The sequence below is a fragment of the Mesorhizobium sp. ANAO-SY3R2 genome, from assembly GCF_042466635.1.
GTDB lineage: Bacteria > Pseudomonadota > Alphaproteobacteria > Rhizobiales > Rhizobiaceae > Aminobacter.
Map to the genome: position 1 here is coordinate 422,180 of NZ_CP159955.1, position 22,821 is coordinate 445,000.

17 protein-coding genes are annotated in these 22,821 nt (G+C 64.1%); 12 read left to right on the forward strand and 5 right to left on the reverse strand.

Annotated elements, in window-relative coordinates; all coding sequences use genetic code 11:
- Window positions 1–2 precede the first annotated feature (2 nt).
- From ABSY17_RS06875 to ABSY17_RS06925, 11 genes are all read left to right on the forward strand, one after another.
- Window positions 3–1,256, forward strand: coding sequence for an aspartate kinase (locus ABSY17_RS06875; protein WP_378948374.1), 1,254 nt, complete (start codon window positions 3–5; stop codon window positions 1,254–1,256).
- Window positions 1,257–1,335: 79 nt separating this feature from the next.
- A complete protein-coding gene (ptsP, locus tag ABSY17_RS06880) occupies window positions 1,336–3,609 on the forward strand; it encodes a phosphoenolpyruvate--protein phosphotransferase (RefSeq protein WP_378952495.1) in 2,274 nt (757 codons plus the stop codon).
- On the forward strand, window positions 3,606–4,685 hold the full coding sequence (prfA, locus tag ABSY17_RS06885; RefSeq protein WP_378948377.1) for a peptide chain release factor 1: 1,080 nt from the start codon (window positions 3,606–3,608) through the stop codon (window positions 4,683–4,685). Before ptsP ends, prfA begins: the two co-directional genes overlap by 4 nt.
- On the forward strand, window positions 4,678–5,541 hold the full coding sequence (prmC, locus tag ABSY17_RS06890; RefSeq protein WP_378948379.1) for a peptide chain release factor N(5)-glutamine methyltransferase: 864 nt from the start codon (window positions 4,678–4,680) through the stop codon (window positions 5,539–5,541). Before prfA ends, prmC begins: the two co-directional genes overlap by 8 nt.
- A 309-nt stretch (window positions 5,542–5,850) precedes the next feature.
- Entirely contained in the window at window positions 5,851–6,675 is an 825-nt protein-coding gene (locus ABSY17_RS06895; protein ID WP_378948382.1) for a DUF4167 domain-containing protein, read from the forward strand.
- A gap of 237 nt (window positions 6,676–6,912) precedes the next feature.
- Window positions 6,913–9,516, forward strand: a complete 2,604-nt coding sequence (gene clpB / locus ABSY17_RS06900) for an ATP-dependent chaperone ClpB (RefSeq protein ID WP_378948385.1) — start codon at window positions 6,913–6,915, stop codon at window positions 9,514–9,516.
- 163 nt (window positions 9,517–9,679) lie between these two features.
- Entirely contained in the window at window positions 9,680–10,042 is a 363-nt protein-coding gene (locus ABSY17_RS06905) for an MmcQ/YjbR family DNA-binding protein (RefSeq protein ID WP_378948388.1), read from the forward strand.
- A 124-nt stretch (window positions 10,043–10,166) separates the two neighbouring features.
- A complete protein-coding gene (locus ABSY17_RS06910) occupies window positions 10,167–11,543 on the forward strand; it encodes a L,D-transpeptidase family protein (RefSeq protein ID WP_378948391.1) in 1,377 nt (458 codons plus the stop codon).
- A gap of 137 nt (window positions 11,544–11,680) precedes the next feature.
- On the forward strand, window positions 11,681–12,916 hold the full coding sequence (locus ABSY17_RS06915; RefSeq protein ID WP_378948394.1) for a diguanylate cyclase: 1,236 nt from the start codon (window positions 11,681–11,683) through the stop codon (window positions 12,914–12,916).
- Window positions 12,917–13,137: 221 nt separating this feature from the next.
- A complete protein-coding gene (locus tag ABSY17_RS06920; protein ID WP_378948397.1) occupies window positions 13,138–14,397 on the forward strand; it encodes an alkyl sulfatase dimerization domain-containing protein in 1,260 nt (419 codons plus the stop codon).
- Window positions 14,398–14,502: 105 nt separating this feature from the next.
- On the forward strand, window positions 14,503–15,102 hold the full coding sequence (locus ABSY17_RS06925) for a DUF922 domain-containing Zn-dependent protease (RefSeq protein WP_378948400.1): 600 nt from the start codon (window positions 14,503–14,505) through the stop codon (window positions 15,100–15,102).
- A 16-nt stretch (window positions 15,103–15,118) separates the two neighbouring features.
- Here ABSY17_RS06925 and ABSY17_RS06930 read toward each other — a convergent pair whose 3' ends face one another.
- From ABSY17_RS06930 to ABSY17_RS06945, 4 genes are all read right to left on the reverse strand, one after another.
- Window positions 15,119–15,595: an SRPBCC family protein gene (locus ABSY17_RS06930; protein WP_378948403.1), complete on the reverse strand. Its 477-nt coding sequence runs from the start codon at window positions 15,593–15,595 to the stop codon at window positions 15,119–15,121.
- The gene (locus ABSY17_RS06935; RefSeq protein ID WP_378948406.1) at window positions 15,592–15,933 is read right to left on the reverse strand and encodes an ArsR/SmtB family transcription factor; all 342 of its coding nucleotides are present in this window, start codon (window positions 15,931–15,933) and stop codon (window positions 15,592–15,594) included. Before ABSY17_RS06935 ends, ABSY17_RS06930 begins: the two co-directional genes overlap by 4 nt.
- A 15-nt stretch (window positions 15,934–15,948) precedes the next feature.
- Window positions 15,949–16,638: a glutathione S-transferase family protein gene (locus ABSY17_RS06940; RefSeq protein WP_378948409.1), complete on the reverse strand. Its 690-nt coding sequence runs from the start codon at window positions 16,636–16,638 to the stop codon at window positions 15,949–15,951.
- Window positions 16,639–17,692: 1,054 nt separating this feature from the next.
- Window positions 17,693–18,862, reverse strand: a complete 1,170-nt coding sequence (locus ABSY17_RS06945; protein WP_378948411.1) for a DUF937 domain-containing protein — start codon at window positions 18,860–18,862, stop codon at window positions 17,693–17,695.
- Window positions 18,863–19,204: 342 nt separating this feature from the next.
- On the opposite strand from ABSY17_RS06945, the gene ABSY17_RS06950 reads away from it, so the two are divergent.
- The gene (locus tag ABSY17_RS06950) at window positions 19,205–20,734 is read left to right on the forward strand and encodes an MFS transporter (RefSeq protein WP_378948414.1); all 1,530 of its coding nucleotides are present in this window, start codon (window positions 19,205–19,207) and stop codon (window positions 20,732–20,734) included.
- Here the strand turns inward: ABSY17_RS06950 and ABSY17_RS06955 are convergent.
- The gene (locus ABSY17_RS06955) at window positions 20,731–22,695 is read right to left on the reverse strand and encodes a M23 family metallopeptidase (RefSeq protein WP_378948417.1); all 1,965 of its coding nucleotides are present in this window, start codon (window positions 22,693–22,695) and stop codon (window positions 20,731–20,733) included. The two genes, ABSY17_RS06950 and ABSY17_RS06955, sit on opposite strands and share 4 nt — an antisense overlap.
- Window positions 22,696–22,821 lie beyond the last annotated feature (126 nt).

Sequence of the window (22,821 nt, forward strand, 5' to 3'; positions counted from 1 at the left end):
CAATGGCGCGCATCGTGATGAAATTCGGCGGGACGTCCGTCGCCGATCTCGCCCGAATTCGCAATGTGGCGCGGCATGTCAAACGTGAGGTTGATGCCGGCCACGAGGTTGCGGTGGTGGTTTCGGCCATGGCCGGCAAGACCAACGAACTGGTCGCCTGGACCCGCGAAGCCTCGCCTATGCACGACGCGCGCGAATACGACGCCGTGGTTGCCTCGGGCGAGCAGGTGACCGCCGGCCTCCTGGCGCTCGCCCTGCAGAATATCGGCGTCAACGCCCGCTCCTGGCAGGGCTGGCAGATCCCGATCAAGACCGACAACGCCCATGGCGCTGCGCGCATTCTCGACATCGACGGCTCGTTCCTGATCAAGCGCTTCCAGGAAGGCCAGGTCGCCGTTATCGCCGGGTTCCAGGGCATTGGCCCGGACAACCGCATCGCCACGCTCGGCCGCGGCGGTTCCGACACCAGTGCTGTGGCCATCGCCGCAGCGGTCAAGGCTGACCGCTGCGACATCTACACCGATGTCGACGGCGTCTACACGACCGATCCGCGCATGGAGCCCAAGGCGCGCCGCCTGTCGCGCATCTCGTTCGAGGAAATGCTCGAAATGGCTTCCCTCGGCGCCAAGGTGCTGCAGGTCCGCTCGGTCGAGCTGGCCATGGTGCATCGGGTGCGCACCTTCGTGCGCTCTTCTTTCGAAGAGCCGGATGCGCCGGGAATGGGCGATTTTCTCAATCCGCCTGGAACTCTCATTTGTGACGAGGATGAAATCGTGGAACAGCAGGTCGTCACCGGAATCGCCTACGCCAAGGACGAAGCCCAGATCTCGTTGCGTCGGGTCGCCGACCGGCCGGGTGTTGCGGGCGGCATCTTCGGGCCGCTGGCCGAGGCCAACATCAATGTCGACATGATCGTCCAGAACATTTCCGAGGACGGCAAGTTCACCGACATGACCTTCACCGTGCCGTCGGGCGACGTGAACAAGGCGCTTGCCGTGCTCGAACGCATCCGCCCCGACATTGGCTATGACGCGGTCCAGCACGACGAGGGCATGTCCAAGGTCTCGGTCATCGGCATCGGAATGCGCAGCCACGCCGGTGTTGCCGCCACTGCCTTCCGGGCGCTGGCCGAGAAGGGCATCAATATCCGCGCGATTACCACTTCCGAGATCAAGATCTCGATCCTGATCGACGGTCCGTACACCGAACTTGCAGTTCGGACTTTGCATTCCGTCTACGGTCTCGATAAGCAGTAGTATAAGGAATCGAGCGTCACCGCGTTGCCGGCGTGCAGCATGTGCCGCGCCGGTTCCAAAGCATTGGAGACGGTGAATGATGCGTGACATGGCCGCAGGGCCTCGCGTACTTCTGAAACGGCTCCGCGAGTTGATGGCGGAGCCCCTCGAGCCGCAGGAGCGGCTCGACAGGATCGTGCGCGATATCGCCGCCAATATGGTGGCCGAGGTCTGCTCGCTCTATGTGCTGCGCGCCGACGCGGTGCTCGAGCTCTATGCCACCGTCGGTCTGAACCCCAATGCCGTCCATCTCGCCCAGCTCAGGCTCGGCCAGGGTCTGGTCGGCACGATCGCGGCGAGCGCGCGCGCGCTCAACCTGTCCAACGCCCAGGAACATCCGGCCTTTGCCTACCTGCCGGAAACCGGAGAGGAGATCTACCACTCCTTCCTTGGCGTGCCTGTGCTCAGGGCAGGGCGTACTCTCGGCGTTCTGGTCGTCCAGAACAAGACCATGCGCCACTACCGCGACGACGAGGTCGAGGCGCTCGAAACCACTGCCATGGTCATCGCCGAAATGATCGCCTCTGGCGACATCGGCCGTCTCAGCCGTCCCGGCCTCGAGCTTGACCTGACCAGGCCCGCCAGTTTCACCGGAAGTTCTTTCAACGAAGGCGTTGGCCTCGGCCATGTCGTGCTGCACGAGCCGCGTATCGTCGTCACCAACCTGTTCAACGAAGATAGCGACGAGGAACTGCGCCGGCTCGAAGATTCGCTCGGTTCGCTGCGCCTGTCGATCGACGACATGCTGTCGCGTCGCGACGTCGCCTTCGAGGGCGAGCATCGCGAGGTGCTCGAAGCCTACCGCATGTTCGCCAATGATCGTGGCTGGGTGCGCCGCCTCGAAGAGGCGATCCGCAACGGCCTGACGGCGGAGGCGGCGGTCGAAAAGGTGCAGAGCGACATGCGCGCGCGCATGCTGCACATGTCCGATCCCTATCTGCGCGAGCGGATGAGCGATTTCGACGATCTTGCCAACCGCCTGCTGCGCCAGCTCATGGGGCGCGGCCCCGAGGCTATCGCCGAATCGTTGCCCAAGGATGCCATCATCGTTGCCCGCTCGATGGGGGCGGCCGAGCTGCTCGACTATCCGCGCGACAGGCTGCGCGGGCTGGTGCTGGAGGAAGGCGCGCCGACAAGCCACGTCGTCATCGTGGCGCGTGCCATGGGCATTCCCGTCGCCGGGCAGATGAAGGGCGCCGTTTCCATGTCGGAAAACGGCGATCCGATCATCGTCGACGGCGATGAAGGCATCATGCACCTGCGCCCGCAGGCCGACCTCGAGGCTGCCTATGCCGAGAAGGTGCGTTTCCGCGCGCGCCGGCAGGAGCTCTATCGCGAACTGCGCAAGAAGCCTTCGCAGACCAAGGACGGCATCCATGTCGATCTCTTGATGAATGCCGGCCTTGCCGTCGACCTGCCGCAGCTCGCCGAAGCGGGCGCCGCCGGCATCGGTCTGTTTCGCACCGAACTTCAGTTCATGGTGGCCTCGACCTTCCCCCGCGCCGAGGCGCAGGAAAAGCTCTATCGTGACGTGCTCGACACCGCCAAGGGGCGGCCGGTCACCTTCCGCACCATCGACATCGGCGGCGACAAGGTGCTGCCCTATTTCAAGGGCTCGGCGCAGGAGGAGGAAAACCCTGCTCTTGGCTGGCGCGCCATCCGCCTGACGCTTGACCGTCCCGGCCTGCTGCGCACCCAGATCCGCGCGCTGCTCAAGGCTGCCGGCGGCCGTGAGCTCAAGGTCATGCTGCCGATGGTCACCGAGCTCAGCGAGATCACCCAGGCGCGCGAGATCATCGACCGCGAGGTCCGTCACCTGTCGCGCTTCGCCCATCACCTGCCGACCAGCCTCAAGGTCGGCGCGATGATCGAGGTTCCGGCCCTTCTGTGGCAGCTCGACGAGCTGATGCAGGCGGTCGACTTCGTCTCCGTCGGTTCCAACGACCTGTTCCAGTTCGTCATGGCCGCCGATCGGGGCAACACCCAGCTCGCCGACCGCTTCGATCCGCTGTCGGTGCCGTTCATGCGCGTGCTCAAGCAGATTGCCGATGCGGGCCTGCGCAACCATACGCCCGTGACCTTGTGCGGCGAGCTTGCCGGCAAGCCGATCTCGGCCATGGCCCTGCTTGGTCTCGGCTACCGTTCGATCTCCATGTCCCCGGCCTCCATCGGCCCGGTCAAGGCGATGCTCACCGAACTCCCGCTTGGGGAACTCAAGTCGTTCCTCGACGACAACCTTTCCGGACCTGCCGCCAGCGTGCCGATGCGTGCGCTGCTGCAGGCCTTTGCGGACGACCGTTCCATACCCCTATGATCAGCCTGCCTAATGACCGAATGGACCAAGTCGTCAAGCGCTTCGACATGCTCGAAGCGCAGATGTCGGCTGGGCCAGCCCCCGACGTCTATGTGAAACTGGCGTCCGAATATTCCGACCTGCAGGAGCTGGTCGCCAAGATCAGGGAACTGCGCGGCGCCGAACAGGAACTGGCCGATCTTGAGGCGATGCTGTCCGACAAGGGCACCGACGCCGAAATGCGCGCGCTCGCCGAGATGGACAAACCCGAGGTCGAGGATCGCATCGAGGCGTTGCAGCGGGAAATCCAGATCCTGCTTCTGCCCAAGGACGCGGCCGACGAACGCAACGCCATCCTCGAAATCCGCGCCGGCACCGGCGGCGACGAGGCAGCACTCTTTGCCGGCGACCTCTACCGCATGTACGAGCGCTACGCCGCTTCGCGCGGCTGGCGTTTCGAGGTGGCGTCGGCCAGCGACGGCGACGCCGGCGGCTTCAAGGAAATCATCGCAACCGTCTCGGGCAAGGGCGTGTTTGCCCATCTCAAATTCGAATCCGGCGTCCACCGCGTCCAGCGCGTGCCGGCGACCGAGGGCAGCGGCCGCATCCACACTTCCGCCGCCACGGTTGCCGTGTTGCCGGAGGCCGAGGAGGTCGACATCGAGATTCGCGCCGAGGACATCCGCATCGACACCATGCGCGCTTCCGGTTCCGGCGGTCAGCACGTCAACACCACCGACTCGGCGGTGCGCATCACCCACCTGCCGACCGGCATCATGGTGGTGCAGGCGGAAAAATCGCAGCACCAGAACAGGGCCCGCGCCATGCAGATCCTGCGCGCCCGCCTCTACGACATGGAGCGCAGCCGGGCCGACGAGGAACGTTCCTCGTCGCGCAAGTCGCAGGTCGGCTCGGGCGACCGCTCCGAGCGCATCCGTACATACAATTTCCCGCAAGGCCGCCTCACCGACCACCGCATCAACCTGACGCTCTACAAGCTCGACCGGGTGATGATGGGCGAGCTCGACGAGGTCGTCGACGCGCTCATCTCCGATCACCAGACCAAGCTGCTTGCCGACATGGGCTCGGATGGCTGAGGCCGTAGGCAGGCCGCTAGGCGAACTCCTGCGCCATGCGCGCGCGCGCCTTGCCGGAGCCGGCATAGCGGACGCCGCGCTCGATGCGCGGCTGATCGTCGAGCATTTTTCCGGAACGTCCCGCACCGACGCCATTTCCACTCCCGACAGGATTGTCACCCAGCTGTCGGAGATCGAGCAGGCGCTCGACCGGCGTATTGCCGGCGAGCCGGTCCATCGCATTCTCGGCTTCCGCGATTTCTACGGGATGCGGCTCGCTCTGTCGGCCGAAACGCTCGAACCCCGCCCCGACACCGAGACGCTGGTCGACGCCGTTCTACCCTTCGTGCGCGAGACGGCGGCGCGCGAGGGCACCTGCCGGATACTCGACCTCGGCACCGGCACAGGCGCGATTGCGCTCGCCCTCGTCACCCAGGAGCCGCGGGCGATTGCCGTCGGCGTCGACGTTTCCGACGATGCGCTGGCGACCGCAGCGGCCAATGCCGCGCAATTGGGCGTCGCGGCGCGCTTTTCGACAAAAAAATCGAGCTGGTTTGACGAGATTGATGGCCGCTACCATTTAATCGTCTCGAATCCTCCCTATATACCGTCCAAAGTGATCGAGGATTTGCAGGAAGAGGTCCGCAGCTTCGATCCTCGCCGAGCGTTGGACGGCGGCCCGGACGGTCTTGAGCCATACAGGAAAATCGCCTCGGGTGCTGCGCACCATCTTGAAGAAGGTGGCTGGGTCGGTCTTGAAATAGGCCATGACCAAAGGCGCGACGTGAGCGGCATATTCGAGCAGGCCGGCTACCAACTGATCGCCCATCACAAGGATTTGGGCGGCAATGACCGGGTGCTCGTATTCGGGCTCTGAAAAAGGCCTTTGCAGCAGCGCAAAAAACCGCTTGGCAAGGAAAGTGAATGCCGCTAGTTTCCGGGCGACCGGATGAGACGAAGCAGGCAGTAACTGTAAACGTTCGGTTTCCCCTAGGAAACTTGCTGCCTTCTTGCGTAGACGACGCTCTAGCTTCGTGCGGGGATCGTTCGGCAGACAAGTAACCGACAAAGGACGACATGTGGCGCCAGCGCAACCATTGCGGGCGAACATCGGCAGAAGAACTCGAACCGGCTCGCCTATGAGGGGCAGCCGTTCGGAGCAAGATTTCAACACGAAGAGAATCTGATGAGGCCACAACAGCAGAATAGGCGCATGCGCGGTCGCAATAACAACAACAATAATAATAACAACAATAACAACAGCAACCGCAAGGGACCCAACCCGCTCACGCGCAACTACGAAAGCAACGGACCCGACGTGAAGATCCGTGGCTCCGCGCAGCAGATTGCCGAAAAATACGCGACGCTGGCGCGTGACGCCCAAAGCTCGGGCGACCGCGTGATGGCCGAGAACTACCTGCAGCACGCCGAGCACTACAATCGCATCATTGCCGCCGCCATGGCGCAGATGCCGATCCAGCAGCAGCAGCAGAGCCGCGACGACTTCGACGCCGACATGGACGATGAGCGCGATGACGACGGCAATGGCAACATCGCTGCCGAGTCGTCGGTCCAGCAGGGTCATCATGCTCAGCAGAGCCACGCCCCGCAGTCGCAGGTCCAGCCGCAGCCGGCCGTTAATGGCACGGGCCCGCAGCCTGACATCGAAGGCATGCCCGCCGAGGTAGCCCTCAACCCTGAAGCAGCCGGTGAAGGCCAGCCGCGTGAAGGCCGCCGCGAGCGTCGCCCGCGCCATGAGGGCCGTCGTCCGGAACGTCGCCAGCCCGATCAGGCCGTGGTCCAGCAGGCCGAAGCGCCTCAGGCTGAAGCGCCTCAGGCTGAAGCGCCTCAGGCCGAAGCGGCCCCTGTCGAAGCGGCCCCCGTCGAGGTTGCTGAAGGCGAGGTTGTCGCCGCACCGCGTCGTGGCCGTCGTCCGCGCCGTGTCGCCGCGCCGGAAGCCGAAGCGGATGCGCCAGCATCCGATGCTGGCCTGGCCGTCGCCGAGAGCTGATCGGTCGTTGCGCCGGTCAGGCGCAACAAACAGCCGGTAGATCAAGAATTGGAAAACGGCGGAGTGCTGCAAAGCCTCCGCCGTTTTTTTGTTTGTTGACTTCGATCAATGCTTCTTGAGGGACATCGTCTTACTCACCATATCACGCCCAGTTGGGTCCGGCCCGTTTGGGCGGACCCGTCACCTTGAACCAGACCGGTGCCGCAAAGCGGGCCGGGTACGGAGTGGAGACACTTGATGAACGTCGAAAAGTACTCAGAGCGCGTCCGCGGCTTCATCCAGGCTGCCCAGACGATGGCGCTATCGCGCAACCACCAGCAATTCACGCCCGAGCACATCCTGAAGGTGCTCATCGACGACGAGGAAGGCCTTGCCGCGTCCCTGGTCGAGCGTGCCGGCGGCCGTGCCCGCGACGTCAGACTGGGTGTCGAGGCAGCACTCGATGCGATGCCGAAGGTCGAGGGCGGCAATGGCCAGCTCTACATGTCGCAACCGCTTGCCAAGGTGTTTTCCACCGCCGAGGAGCTGGCCAAGAAGGCCGGCGACAGTTTTGTTACAGTCGAGCGCCTGCTCACGGCACTTGCCGTCGAGAAGTCGGCCAAGACCGCCGACATTCTCGCCAAGGCCGGCGTTACGCCGCAGGCGCTGAATGCGGCGATCAACGAGCTCCGCAAGGGCCGTACGGCAGATTCGGCAACGGCCGAGCAGGGGTATGACGCCTTGAAGAAATATGCCCGCGATCTCACCGCCGATGCACGCGCGGGCAAGCTCGATCCGGTCATCGGCCGCGACGACGAGATTCGGCGCACCATCCAGGTGCTGTCGCGCCGCACCAAGAACAACCCGGTACTGATCGGCGAACCCGGCGTCGGCAAGACGGCCATCGCCGAGGGCTTGGCGCTACGCATCGTCAATGGCGACGTGCCGGAATCGCTCAAGGACAAGCAGTTGATGGCGCTCGACATGGGCGCTTTGATTGCCGGTGCGAAGTATCGCGGCGAGTTCGAGGAGCGGCTGAAGGCCGTGCTTTCGGAAGTCACTGCGGCTGCCGGCGGCATCATCCTGTTCATCGACGAGATGCACACGCTCGTCGGTGCCGGCAAGGCCGATGGCGCCATGGACGCGTCGAACCTGCTCAAGCCGGCACTCGCCCGCGGCGAGCTGCACTGTGTCGGCGCCACCACGCTCGACGAGTATCGCAAGCATGTCGAGAAGGACGCAGCCCTTGCCCGCCGCTTCCAGCCGGTCTTCATCGAGGAGCCGACGGTCGAGGACACCATCTCGATCCTGCGTGGTCTCAAGGAGAAGTACGAGCAGCACCACAAGGTGCGCATCTCGGACTCCGCACTGGTCTCGGCGGCGACCTTGTCCAACCGCTACATCACCGACCGCTTCCTGCCCGACAAGGCGATCGACCTGGTCGACGAGGCCGGTTCGCGGCTGCGTATGCAGATCGATTCCAAGCCGGAAGCGCTCGACGAGATCGACCGCCGCATCATGCAGCTCAAGATCGAGCGCGAGGCGCTGAAGCTCGAGACGGACGACGCTTCGCGCGACCGGCTCGAAAGGCTCGAAAAAGAGCTGGCAGGGCTCGAGGAGGAGTCCGACCGGGTAACCGCCCAGTGGATGGCCGAAAAGGAAAAGCTAGGCCTCGCCGCAGACCTCAAGGGCAAGCTCGAAGAGGCGCGCAACGAACTGGCTATCGCCCAGCGCAAGGGCGAGTTCCAGAAGGCGGGCGAACTGGCCTATGGCCGCATCCCCGAGCTCGAAAAGAAGCTCGCGGAGGCCGAGGCTCTGGAAAGCCGTGGCACGATGGTCGAAGAGACCGTGACGCCCGACCATATCGCCCATGTCGTCTCGCGCTGGACCGGCATCCCGGTCGACAAGATGCTGGAAGGCGAGCGCGAGAAGCTTTTGCGTATGGAAGACGAGCTCGGCGTTCGCGTCGTCGGCCAGGGCGAGGCGGTGCAGGCGGTGTCCAAGGCGGTACGGCGCGCCCGTGCCGGGCTGCAGGATCCGAACCGGCCGATCGGCTCGTTCATGTTCCTCGGGCCCACCGGCGTCGGCAAGACCGAGCTCACTAAGGCGCTCGCCGACTACCTGTTCGACGACGAGCATGCGATGGTCCGCATCGACATGTCCGAATACATGGAGAAGCACTCGGTCGCCCGGCTGATCGGCGCGCCTCCCGGCTATGTCGGCTATGAGGAGGGTGGCTCGCTCACTGAGGCCGTCCGGCGCAGGCCCTATCAGGTCATCCTGTTCGACGAGATCGAGAAGGCCCATCCTGACGTCTTCAACGTGCTGCTGCAGGTTCTCGACGACGGCCGACTGACCGATGGCCAGGGCCGCACCGTCGATTTCCGCAACACGCTGATCATCATGACGTCGAACCTCGGCTCCGAATATCTGGTGGCGCTGGGCGAGAACGAGGATGTCGACAGCGTTCGCGGCCAGGTCATGGACGAGGTCAGGTCACGGTTCCGGCCCGAGTTCCTCAACCGCATCGACGAGGTCATCCTGTTCCATCGCCTGCGCAAGCAGGACATGGGCAGGATCGTCGAGATCCAGCTGAAGCGGCTCGAAAAGCTGCTTGCCGATCGCAAGATCAGGCTCGACCTCGCCCCCGACGCGATCGAGTGGCTGGCGCACAAGGGCTACGACCCGGCTTATGGCGCGCGCCCGCTCAAGCGCGTCATGCAGAAGGAGTTGCAGGACCCGCTCGCCGAAAAGATCCTTGGCGGCGAGATCCTCGACGGCTCGACCGTCAAGGTCACGGCGGGCTCGGACCGGCTCAACTTCCGCTCCAGGCCGAGCACCGTGACGGAAGAAGCGGCGTAAGGCGCGATCTTTACCCTCCCCCTTGCGGGGAGGGTCGACGAAGGAAATTTGCAAAGCAAATTGATTGAGGCGGGGTGGGGGTGTCTGAAATGCTGTTCGAAAAGTCGACTCCCACCCGACCGGCTGTGCCGTCCGACCCTCCCCACAAGGGGGAGGGTGAACAATGACGCTCGATGACTATAACGCCTTCTGCGCTTCTCTGCCGCACGCGACCCATGTCGTGCAGTGGGGCGGGGCGCATGTCTGGAAGGTCGGCGGCAAGGTTTTTGCCATTGGCGGCTGGAACGAGGGCACGGGGCTTTTCGTCTCGTTCAAGGTTTCCGAAATGGCCTTCGACATCCTCAAGGAACAGCCGGGACTTCGCCCGGCGCCCTATCTCGCCTCGCGCGGCATGAAATGGATCCAGCGCACTTCGGGCGAAAGCATGGACGACCAGGGATTGCGCGACTACATCGGCGAAAGCCATCGGCTGATCGCAGCCAAGCTTACCAAGGCAACGCGTGCGCAACTGGGGCTGCCCGCATAGGGTGCAGCCATTTTCATGCCCTGTTCATGTTGGAAGGGTTAGCAGTTAGTTGATTTTAAAGGGCAGAAGGCTGACTCTGCCCGGATCGCGCTAGTGGCGATCGAGCTGGAGAAAATAGGCGACCATGTTGCGCAAGACCATTGTGCTCTCGGCCCTGGCCACGGGCATGTTCACCTTGCAGGCCGCGGCCGCGGTTATGCCGCAAGAGGGCGGCAGCCAGCCGCGGGTTCCCGCGCAACAGCTCATCCAGCTCGCCCAGAACACCGAAGTCGAGATCTTCTACGACGGCCGCGGCAACCGCGTGCTGGTCGATCCCTATACCGGCAAGGTGATTGCCGTGCAGCCGCCGGAGACGCGCTACAACCGCCAGGCCCTGCGCCGCGAACTGCGTCGGCAGCAGCTGCAGCGGGATTATCGCCAGGGCGGCTATGTCGAGGGTCCCGCCGACGGCGACTACTATTCCGACGATACGCTCGCCGAACCGTCCGACCCCTACTCCAGCGACCAATACAGCGATCCCTATGTCTATCCCGAAGGGGAGGGGCCGCGCGTCATCACGCGCGGCTCGCTGCCTGAGCCGCAATACGGCGACCAGGCGGCGATCGATAGCGGGCCAACGATCGTCGAAAGGCCGCTGGAGCCGTCCATCGCCGTCAAGGGCCGCGAAAATGTCGCCGCCCTGCAGATCCTGCTCGACCGTGCGGGTGCGTCGCCCGGCGTCATCGACGGCCGCTTCGGCTCCAATGTCGACAAGGCGCTCGCTGCCTATCGCGAGATCACCGGCACGAATCTCAGATCCACCGATGCAGAAGGCATCGCCAAGGCCCTGGCCGAGAGCGGTGGCGATGCGTTTGCCAGCTATGTCATCACGCCCGAAGACGCCGCCGGCCCCTTCGTCGCCTCGGTTCCCGCCGACTACAGCGAAAAGGCCCAACTCGAGCACATGAGCTTCACTTCGGTCACCGAAATGCTGGCCGAGCGTTTCCACATGGACGAGGCCTATCTCAAGGCGCTCAATCCCGAGGCCAATTTCAATCGTCCGGGCACCATCGTCAGGGTCGCCAATTTTGGCCAGCAGGTGACGACGCCTGTCGCCCGCATCGTTGCCGACAAGTTCCAGAAGCAGGTTCGCGCCTATGACGAGTCCGGCCGGCTGGTCGTCGCCTATCCGGCGACCATCGGCTCGAGCGATACGCCGTCGCCGACCGGCATCCATGCGGTGTCGCGCATCGCGCTCGACCCCAATTACACCTACAACCCCAAGATCAATTTCAAGCAGGGCGAAAACGACAAGGTCCTGACCATCCCGCCGGGCCCGAACGGCCCGGTCGGCTCGGTGTGGATCGCGCTCGACAAGCCGACCTACGGTATCCACGGCACACCCGATCCCTCCAAGATCGGCAAGACCGAAAGCCATGGCTGCGTGCGCCTGACCAACTGGGACGCGCGCGAACTTGCCAAGATCGTCAAGTCGGGCGTGCCGGTCGAGTTTCTCGAATAGGCAGAGGCTGGGCAGCCAACAAGACATCGCAACTGTCGTTGCGCTGCCCGGCCGACGGCCGCCCGCGATTTATTTGACCGGTATATTTTACGCGAAATTAGCGCCTGCCGTGCTGTGACCGCATTTGGGGAGAGCACATGGACAATTCCTATCTACTGCTGGCAACTCTTCCTCTCGTATCGGCGATACTGGGAGTGACGTTTTTATTTCTTTGGCGCCGCCATAGGCAAAGCGTTCATCTGCTGAACTGGTCGCTGATGTATGCCTGCGCCGTGCTCGGCTCCTCGATCGGTGTCGCGCGCTTGTTCCTGGAGAACTCGGCGCCCTTCTCGTTCACCGCGAATGCACTTTTGGTCGGCGTCGCCTTCTTTGCCGTCCGCGGCGCCACCCTCCGCCATGCGGGCCGGTCCGGCGACGCCATCATGGTTCCGATCTATCTCGCCACGATCGTAGGCGGCGTGTGGTTCGGCTTCGTCGAGCCGAGCGTGATCGGGCGCGGCACGGTCTCGAGCGTGGGGGCGGCGGCGATGTTCCTGATCGCTGCAGGCACGGTGTGGAAGGCACGAGACCTCGACCGGGTCGACCAGCTGGTGGTGCTGACCTTCGTGCTGACGGCCGCGACGCTGATCGGTCGCCTCGTTGTGTCATATCTGCATGAAGGACCGATCCAGAGCGAGGCTGAGGTGATGGGCTCCTTCTGGTCCGTGAGCCTGAGGGTCTTCTCGACGCTGAGCTGGTTCGCGATGGCGGTTCTTTTCCTGCTCCAGGCGACAAAGGACCTGATGAAGGACCTCGCGGCCCAGTCACTCACCGATCCCCTGACGGGCGTCTACAACCGGCGCGGTTTCTTCGCCGTGGCCGAGAGATTGATGCGGGATACCACTCCGGCCGCGCCGGCCGCCCTGCTCATCTGCGACATCGATCACTTCAAGGGCGTGAACGATACCTTCGGCCACAGGGTCGGCGACACGGTGATCCAGGGGCTCGCCGAGGTGATGCAGGAGGCGGCCAAGGATCTGGATTGCACCATTGGGCGCCTTGGTGGCGAGGAATTCGTGGCCTTCCTGCCGGCGACGAATTTCGGGCAGGGACGTGCCATCGCCGAGGACATTTGCAAATCGTTCACCATGCGGCTGCATGTGGGCATTCCGCCGCCGCATATCATTACCGTCAGCATAGGCGTTACCGGCACATCGGGTGACGAAAGCCTCGATGCCGTGATCGAACGGGCGGACCGCGCGCTCTACCGGGCCAAGGGCGAGGGCCGGAACCGCGTCGCGGGCGCGGCATTGCCTTTCCCGGCTGACGACTTGCCCCGCGCAGCCACGACGCGCCGGCAACCAACCGACTCGAAGATAGCCGGCAGGCGATGATAGCTGCCTGGCTGGCCCGAAGCCGCTTCACGAGGCAGAGTTGAAGCTGCTATCGACCCATCACGAATCTGCCGGTCGCTTGCGCGGTGCGGGATTTGCGGCGCGTCGCCTCGACGCTGGCCGACCCTTGAAGCGGACCGAACCCTGCCCATCTCCTGACAGAATGCTGGCAGCAGGCCTGCTTTATTCGGCTGAAATCGTATGGAATGTGAGTGAAGGCGATGGATGATCTGTTTGAGCGGCTGTGGTCCGGCGAGGCTGCGATGGAGGAATGGACGTCATCGGTGTCCGGGGGCGTAAGCCGTCAGATCGATGGCGATGTCATCGTCGTCTCCACCGGCTACCTCTTCGGCAACGTCACGGCGATCCGCACCGCCGGCGGCCTGGTGTTGGTAGACAGCGGCAGTCGAGAAACGGCGAGTGAGACGCTCCAGGCGATCCGCCGCTGGGATCCCAGCCCGGTTCACACCGTCATCTATACCCACGGCCATATCGATCACACATGGGGCGCCAGGCTCCTCGACCAGGAGGCGGATGCGAAGGGGCATGCGCGTCCACGCATCATCGCCCACCGCAATGTCCTGCAGCGTTTCCAGCGCTACGACGCGACAAAGGAGTTGAACAGCCTGGTGATGGGCCGCCAGTTCAACCAACCCGGCTACACCTTCCCGGGCGACCATCGACGGCCGGACGAGGTCTACGACGATGCACTCAGCCTGACGGTCGGCGGTCTGCGCCTCGAGCTCTTCCATGGCCGCGGCGAGACGGATGACGCCACCTTCGTCTGGCTGCCGGAAAAGCGGATCCTGGTCAGCGGCGACTTCGTGATCTGGGTGTTTCCCAACGCCGGCAATCCGCGCAAGGTTCAGCGCTATGCGCCCGATTGGGCGGCAGTGCTCCGTCACATGCAGGGCCTCGAACCCGAGGTGCTCGTTCCCGGTCACGGTCCGGTCGTCATCGGTGCCGCACGTGCTGCCCAGGTACTGAATGACGGTGCGGAGGTGCTGGAAAGCCTGACGACGCAAACCGTCGAGTTGATGAACAAGGGGCACTCGCTGAACGACATCCTGCACGCCGTGAGGGTTCCGGATGGCCTTCTGGAGAAGCCCTATCTGCGGCCCAGATATGATGATCCGGAGTTTGTCGTCCGCAACATCTGGCACCTCTATGCGGGATGGTTCGATGGCGATCCCGCTCACCTCAAACCTGCCCCGACGGCTGAACTGGCGGCTGAAGTCGCTGCTCTGGCCGGCGGGGCCGACATGCTCGCGCAGCGCGCGGCGGTGCTTGCCGATGCGGGGCAAACCCGGCTTGCCGCACATTTGATCGAGTGGGCCGGCGCGGCCTCGCCGCAGGATCGGCAGATCCAGGCTGCGCGTGCGAATGTCTATGCGCGGTGCATGGAGGCCGAAACCTCGTTGATCGGAAAGGCGATCTTTGCGGTCTATCAACGTGAAGCGCAGGCGCGGTCGATCCCATGAGGCATTGCCGGTAGCCTGTTCTCATTTCCGGGCTTGCAGGTTGCACTCACCTTGGTAAGCAGACTTCGGCCATTGGCCCGGCAACGATTTGGCGGGGGATTTCGCGTGAAGACAGTTGTTCGACCTTGGCTGCTCGCGGCCTGCTTCATCGCGGCGGCCATCCCCGCGCGGGCCGAGTGGCAGGCGGTCGAGAAGGTCGAGACCTATGCCATATCCGGCAAGACCGGGCCTGAGCTCTACGCTTCGATCGGCGAGCGCGGCCCCAAGGTCGGCGGCGGCGTGCGCGCCATCGCCCACACCGATTTCAAGCTGACCTGGCAGCGCGACTACCAGCCCAAGGGCGATGCCTGCACGCTGGTTTCGGCGCGGCCCAAGCTGATCATCACTTACAAGCTGCCGAAGCCATCAGGAAAGCTGCCCACGGCCGTCCAGAAGAATTGGGACGCTTTCTCCGCCGGCGTGCACAAGCACGAGCAGGTTCATGGCGACCACATCAAGGACATGGTTAAGGCGATCGAGGCCGCGAGCGTCGGCCTCACGGTTCCCAACGATCTCGGCTGTGCCAAGATCAGGACGGAGCTTACGAAACGCCTGTCGGAACTGTCGCTCGCCCAGCGCCAGCGTAGCCGCGACTTCGACCGCGTCGAACTCAGCGACGGCGGCAATGTCCACCAACTCATCCTCAGCCTGGTAAGCGGAGGCTAGGGGAAGCTCGCCGGCTCTAATGCAGGCTGACGGCATCCCTTGTGACGATCTCGACCAGCCTGTCGAAGCCGTCTTCGGTGCCGGCGATGCGCTGGCGCATCGCGTCCGGTTCGCCGAGGAAGGCCAACTGCTCGGTGAATTTCATCCGCGTCTGCTTGCCGGCGGGTATCAATTCGATCGTCGCCAGTGACGCCGAGACTTTCTGCCCCCGGAAGCTCATGTCGAAGCCGTAGATGATCCGCTGCTCGGGCACGATGTCGAAATACAGCGCCCTGAAGGTCTGCTCGCTGCCGTCGGCCAATCGCCAGCGCTTGGCCTCGATGCCTCCCACCCGAAAATCGAAGCTGTCTTCGACCACTTTCCAGTCCGGATGGCAGTCGTTCCAGCGCTGCTTGAGAGCGGCTTCCGACCAGAAGCGGTAGGCGTGCCTTGGGCTCGCCGGCAGTTCGCGCTCGATCACGAAGGTGGAATGGGCGACAGGCGATGGGGTCATGGTTGTGTTTCCTCCTCCGGGGTCTCGTTCATGGCCAGGATGAGCCGGTCGAACGCGGCATTCATCGCGGTTTTCCTGTGGCGCAGCCAGTCGTCGATCGCGCCGAAGGCGTCGGGCTGCATGCTGTAGGTTCGCGTGCGTCCGGCCTTGTGCGAAACGACGATGCCGCCGTCCTCGAGCACCTTGAGGTGCTTGAGGGCGGAGGGCAGCCGCATGTTCACCGGTTCGGCCAGTTGCTTGACGGTTGCCGGGCCTTTGCTCAGCCGTTCGACCATGCGCCGCCGCCCGGCATCGGACAGGGCGGTGAAAATTCGGTCCAGTTGCTGTGCCTGCATCATGCATCGATCCGCTAGTCACGAGACCCCATCATACAAGAATCTATCCGGCATGGCTTCGCGGTAGGGAAACATCGAAAAATATGGCCTTGCCTCGCTGAGCGTTCGCGCAATCGACGGCCGGTCGAGCAGCCGTTCGAAATAGCTAGCCAGATTGGCTTGCCCGCCATCGAATGGATGCACGATCGAGGCGAAGAACAGGCCGGGGGCTGCGGCACAGTCGGCGATGGTGAAGTGATCGCCGGTTGCCCAGCGTTTGCCGGCCAATTGCGTGTCGATCATCGCATAGGCTGTATCGAGCGTTCGTCGCGCATCGGCCACGCCGAACGGGTCGTTGCCGCCTTCGGGTCTGATGCGGTCGGTCACGATCTTCTGCATCGGTACGCTGACGTGAAGGTCGAAGACGCGATCCCACAGGCGCGCCTCCAGCCGCGCGTCTTGATCCTCCGGCAACAGTGGAACCGGGCCGGAATAGTGCTGCTGCAGATATTCGATGATGACGCTGGTTTCGGGCACGACGCGTTCGCGGTCGCCGTCATGCAGGACGGGGATCTTGCCGACAGGCCATTTCGCCAGCAACGCCGCCGTCGACCCCGGGTCGCCGAGGTCGATGGTCTCGGGCCGAAACGTTACCTCGTTCTCATAGAGTGCGATCAGCACCTTGTGGCAGAAGGAGGCAAGGGGGTGCATGTACAGCGTCAGCGACATTGCGGGGATATCTCCAACAGTTTCCGAGAGAGGAAACTATAGAGTGAATTTGATGTTGGCAAGAAAAAGTTTCCGAGTGCGGAAACTGTTCGCGCCAGGCACCCCGGCAGGACCTCGCCGTCCGGCCGAGCGCGGCTTTTCCGGTGACCGGTCGCGTTCTCCCACTGTCCATGGTGAAGTAGGGTGCTGAAATTTTCTCCGTCAATGCGGGGAATGAGTTTCCACAATCGCCGGACTTTTCGTCGGCGCCATCACGACGGTGCTGCCCCGCCATTGCGACGACGATCGCCGCTGCGTGCAATTTCCCGTGTCCGGCACCGCAGCGCCAGTTTCGCCATCACGGCATGGATCCCCGGGATCTCCGCTGCTCGCTTCGCTCGCTCTCCGACCCGAGGATGACGGCTGGCATGGATGCCGTCGCCAACCTGTGGGCTCTGAAGGATGCGCCAACTTTGGCGATTTGCCGTGACCGCCCATGACCTCGTCATCCTCGGGCGTCGCAGGCGCGCGAGCGGCGTCCCGGGGATCCATGCCGTGACGGCGGAATTGCCGCTTCGGTCCAGAACCAGCTCTCGAGACTGTCAGCATCTGTCACCAACCCGCGTGGAAATCCCGCCCCGTTTTTCCACGCCCCCAAAACCTCCCGTATCATTGGCCTCGCGATCTTCCACGGGACCCCGGCTGCGCACCGGGCATCGGGGGGAAGCGCCGGTGCCGGGCTGGTGGGAGGTCGGTTCTCCCACTGGGTGTTTCACCCCCAAGCCCGGGCCTTGCGGCGGCTGGCGGCGGAAATGCCGAAGCGACTGAGCGGGGCAAGCAACCGGGCGGGACGCGAACGCCGCGCCACACAAAAGACTATCGGAAGGCACGGCCTCGCGCCCCGCTTCCCGAACCTTTCTCACCACAATAGCCAGACCGGAAACGGGGCGTGGCGTTGGAGAAGCTTATGTCTTCATCGGCATCAGGCCAAACGCAGCCGACGTCGGGTTCATCTCACACACATGCGGCGCGCGTCAGGCTGGACGCGCGCCGCAGGGTGGGTACGACCCCGTGTTCAGGCCGGTGCCTTGGCCATGCTTTCGAAATCACTGCGCAGCGCATCGATCGGTTTTTGCAGGATGGGTGCCACGCCGGGTATCGCCAGCACCTTATCCAGTTGCTTGTTGATCGTCGGCATGCTGGCGGTGACGAGGGTGGCGAGCGCGCTGCGCCCACCCGTTGGCAGTTGTGCGGCCATGCCGTTGACCTTGTCGAACTTGGTCAGTGCATCCTGGATCTTGGGAAGCGCTGTCTGGGCCGTCGCCTGATCGGTGATGCCCTTCAAGGAGGCGCTCAGCGTGTCCATCGCCGATGCGGTCTCGTTTGCAACCTCGGTGCCGCCGGGCACGGCCCTGAGAGCGGTCAGCGCCTGGGCGGCACGAGCCGTCAAATTGTCAGCTGGAATCGATGCCGTCGTATCGGGCGCCACATCCTGGCTCTCCGTCCTGGCCTGCTCGGTGGTCGGCGGCCTCGTCCTGTGTCCGAGCATCCACCATCCGGCAGCCAGGACCACGGCAAGTGGGATCGCCCAATAGGCCCAGTTCATCTGGGACGATGTCGCCGTCGTTCCGCGGCTCGTCTGCATGGGGGGCATGCTGGCGGTCGCCGCTGTCGCGGCCTTGGCAGGCTGGCCGGCAATGTCGCCCAACAGGCCCGAGCCTCTCAGGAGTTCGCCAAAGCCCGACGGAAGTGCCGCCTGTATGTTGGCCTTCTGCGAACCGAGCAATTGGGACAGGCCTGTTGCGTCGAGATTGCCCGCAGTGGCCTGCTTGGCCAGCATCCCTGTCACCAGCGGCGCGAGCAGCCCCAGCATGGACGAACTCGCGCCCGGGCTCACGCCGGCAAAGCGCGAGATCGTGGAGGCAAGCGTCTGTGTCATCGAGCCGCCGAAGAGCGACGAAACGATGTTCAGCCCGTTCTCTTCCAGGGTCTTCTGGCTCGAGCCGCCGATAGCGCCGGCGATGCTGTCGAGCATGCCGGGCGGTTGTTTCGTCACCGTGTCGTAGAGCTTGCGGGCGCCCTCCGGCGTGGCGGCCACCTTGGCAAATCCTCCAAGCAGCGCCGGCACGGCGGCTGCGGCGAACTTCTCCGCAACACCACGGTCGATGCCGAACCCAGAAGCGATCCTGCTGATCAAGTCGGGTGTCAGGTATTGCATTGCGAGCGAGATGAGATTCGTGGGCACGACATCCTCCTCTCTTGGGAGTGTAGGACCTCGGCGATCGTGTCTCGGAGAATATCGCCCAGGCCGGCGCTTCGGGACAAATCAGTCCAATTTTTGCCCGTCCAGCGCTTGCTTGGCCGGGACGTGTTCGAGCTACAGCTAAGTTATAGGTCTCGATCGAGCCGGATCAAGACTTTCGCCATTCCGGTGGCCTCACGTTCGCGCGGCAAATTCATGGGTTGGATGACAGCCGCGTTCGCCAAGGTTGCGCCGCTCGGCCCAGGGGACAGGCCGCCGCTTGGCTCGCAGATTTCGCTTGGCTGGTCGCTTTTGGTCAGCTTGCGGCGCACATAGTCTCACGTCATGGATATGCCCGACGCCCAGCACCCGACAATCAATGGCAACCACGTCTTCTGCCCGCCGGAGGCAAGGCGTTATGTGCTCGTCTCGGCCATCCTGGCTTCGAGCATGGGCTTCATCGACGGTTCGGTGGTTTCGCTGGCCATGCCGGTCATCCGTGAGGATCTCGGTGCCACGCTGGTCGACGCCCAGTGGATCAGCAATGCCTACATGCTGTTTTTGTCGGCACTCGTGCTGCTCGGCGGTGCTGCCGGCGACGTCTTTGGCGTGCGCAACATCTTCGCCGCCGGCATTGCACTGTTCATGGTCACCTCGGCAGCGTGCGCGCTTGCCGTCGATGCCGAAATGCTGATCGTCATGCGCGCAGCCCAAGGCATCGGTGCGGCGCTGATGGTGCCGGGCAGTCTCGCCATCATCGCCAAGTCCTATCCAAGCGAAACGCGCGGCCAGGCCATCGGCCGGTGGGCGGCGTTCTCGTCGCTGACCACCGCGATGGGACCTTTCGTCGGAGGCATGGTGCTGTCCTTCGGCGCCGAATGGATGTGGCGGCTGATCTTCGCCATCAATGTGCCGATCGGGTTGGTCGCCCTCGGCATGATCTTTGCCAAGGTGCCGCGCGACCGGCCGTCGTCGAAGCGCCGGCTCGACATCGCGGGCGCGGTGCTCGCGACAGTGGGCCTCGGCCTGATGGCCTGGGGCCTGACCGCGTTCGGCCTGCCGGTCGAGATGCGAAGCGTCTCGCCTTGGGCTTGGATCGCCTTGGGCGCCCTGATCTTTGCTGGCTTCATCCTGTGGGAAGGGCAAGCGCGAGCGCCGATGGTCAAGCTCGGGCTATTTGCCTCGCGCGCCTTCACCGGGGCCAATCTCTACACGCTGATCCTGTTCTTCGCCTTCAACGCGGTGCTGTTCTTCCTGCCGATGACCGTCATTTCGGGCTGGGGCACGACGGCATGGGAAGCGAGCCTGCTGTTTTTGCCGCTGTCGCTGTTCATCGCCGCCCTGTCGAGCTTTTCGGGCAGATTGGCGGACGCGATCGGGCCGCGTTGGCCGCTGACGATAGGGGCCGTGCTGGTCGGCATATCCTATGCCGGGCTGGCGCTTACCATGCCGCTGATGATGCTGTGGGAGGTGACGTTCCCGATCCTGTTGCTCAAGGGGCTCGGCATGGCGATCGTCGTCTCGCCGGTCTCCGCCGCGGTGATGCGGGCAACGCCCGAGGAAGATACCGGGCTCGCGTCCGGCATCAACAACGCGCTCGCCCGCGCCGCCGGCCTGATGGCGGTCGCCTCGCTCGGTGCGGTTGCCGGCGTGGTCTTTGCAGATGTGTTGGGAACTGCGGCACCAGGCGCGGAATTCGGGGCGTACACCAGTGCGCCGCTCGACGGCGCCGCCGAAGCGCTGCGGGTCGCTGCGACCAACCGGGCCTTCGAGGCGATCGCCGCGATCTCTGCTGCGATGTGCTTCGTTGCGGCCCTGGTCGCCTGGCTCACCCAGCCGTCATGGCAGAGGCAGGGGCGGGGAGAAAAAAGCTAGCCGCTGACCTTGGTGGTGCTCGCCACCTTCAGCGCGTCCTTGTTTTCGTCCTTGAGCAAGGCGTCGATACGCTCGCGCTCGCGCTTGAACGCAACCAGCTCATCGCCCTTCAGAATGCGTCCGGTGGGCAGTCGCACGCGCATCGGGTCGACCTTGGTGCCGTTGACCATCAGTTCGTAGTGCAGATGCGCACCGGTCGACAGGCCGGTGGTGCCGACATAGCCGATGACCTGGCCCTGGCGGACCCGAGCGCCGGGAACGATGCCAGGCGCGATGCGGCTCTGGTGGTTGTAGGACGTCTCGTAGCCATTGGTATGCTTGACGATCGTCTGCTTGCCATAGCCGCCGGCCCAGCCGGCCTTTTCGATGACGCCGTTGCCCGATGCGATGATCGGCGTGCCGGTAGGGGCAGACCAGTCGACGCCTGTGTGCATGCGGACATAGCCGAGGATCGGATGCTTGCGGCCGCCGAAGCCCGAGCGGAATTTGCCGTTCGGCAGCGGGTTGCGCAGCAGGAACTGGCGCGCGCTACGGCCTTCTGCGTCGAAATAGTCGACCGCGCCGTCCTCCATCTGGAAGCGGTAGAAGTTTCTCGTGTTGCCGCCGAAATTCGCCGAGACGTAGAGCAGTTCGGAATCTGCCGACGCCTTGTCGTCGCCGTCGGGCTGCGAGAAGAACACCTCGATGCGGTCGGAAGGGTTGAGCCGCGACTGGAAGTCGACGTCGGAACTGAGCAGCCTGACCAGGCGCTTGGTCATATCAGGCGACATGCCGTAGGAATAGGCGGCCCGGTAGATGCCGTCATAGACGGTTGGCAGCGCGCCGCGCGAGGTGGGCACCGTTACGGTGTCGTCGAAGGCGGTGGCAATTTCCGGATTGGGTTCCGGCTCGTCGCCCGGCACGAATTGCTGATGGTCGTTGAGCGCGATGGTCAAAATGTGCTGGCTGCGGTCGTAGACGCTGGTGCGCACGATCTTGCCGGCGTCACCGCGCACCTCGATGCCGACGCGCAGCACCGTGCCCGCTTTCAGCGCCGGCGCATTGAGCAGCCGCGAGATGGCGCTGGCCATGCCCTTGGCATCGTCGCCCTCGTAGCCCGCGCCCGTCAGCGCGTCGACGATGTTGCGGTCCTTGTCGAAGGCAATGATATCCTCGGCATAGGACAAGGTCTCCGGGTCGACGTCGGCGCGTGCGGCGACCGAAACATTCTCCGGCACGATCTTGATGCCGTAGGATCCGGCAAGCGCCTGGTCGGCGAAGGCGTCGCCGAAGCGCTGCGGATCGATATAGTGCAGCGAGGCGACCTGGACGTCGCCTTCGGTCAGGGTGCCGCCGGTGTCGCGGACGACCTTTTCAACTTCGGCGGCCGAGAGCGCGCTCGATTCGTCGAAGGCGGCCGTCTCGATGGGGAAGTCGAGCGTCTTCAGGCTCATCTCGCTTTCGACCTTGACGCCATAGATCTGGCCGGCCGGAACCGCCGATGCCGGCTGTGCGGGGCCGTCTTCGGCAAACACCTGCAGCGGATCGAAGGCGGGATAGTTGCGTGCCGTCGGATGGTTGGCGGCCAGCGCCATCTTGATCTGCACGAAAGGCATGGTGCGGATGACGTCGCGGTCGCCCTCCTTGGTCACCATCGACACTTCCATGCGCCGCCGGTCCTTGGCCTTGGCGATCTGGCGCAGCGGGGCGAGCCGTGTCGTCTTGGCTTGCTGGCCGCCGGCGCCACCGGCGGCGAGCGAGGCGAGTTCGGCGATTTCCGGCGGGGTGGCGAGCTGCTCGCGGCCGTCGAGGGCGGCGAACAGTGCGACGCCCATCAGCACGCTCGAGGTCACGCCGGTCAGAAAGGTGCCGGACAGCCAGCGCGCAGAGACTTCGCGGCGGTCCGGGGGACCGGCGCGACCGTCCGCGATAAGCGGAGGCTCATTGCCGAGCTCGGCTATGGTCTGGTCCGTATCCTGCATCCAGTACGGTACTAATCCCCGACGCTTGGCGCCCGCTTGTTTTTATAGGTGCCAAGACATTTGCCTGTCATGGCGCTGCAAGTCAACGAAGCCGCAGAAATGGCCGCGTCCAGATCGTCCCAACCC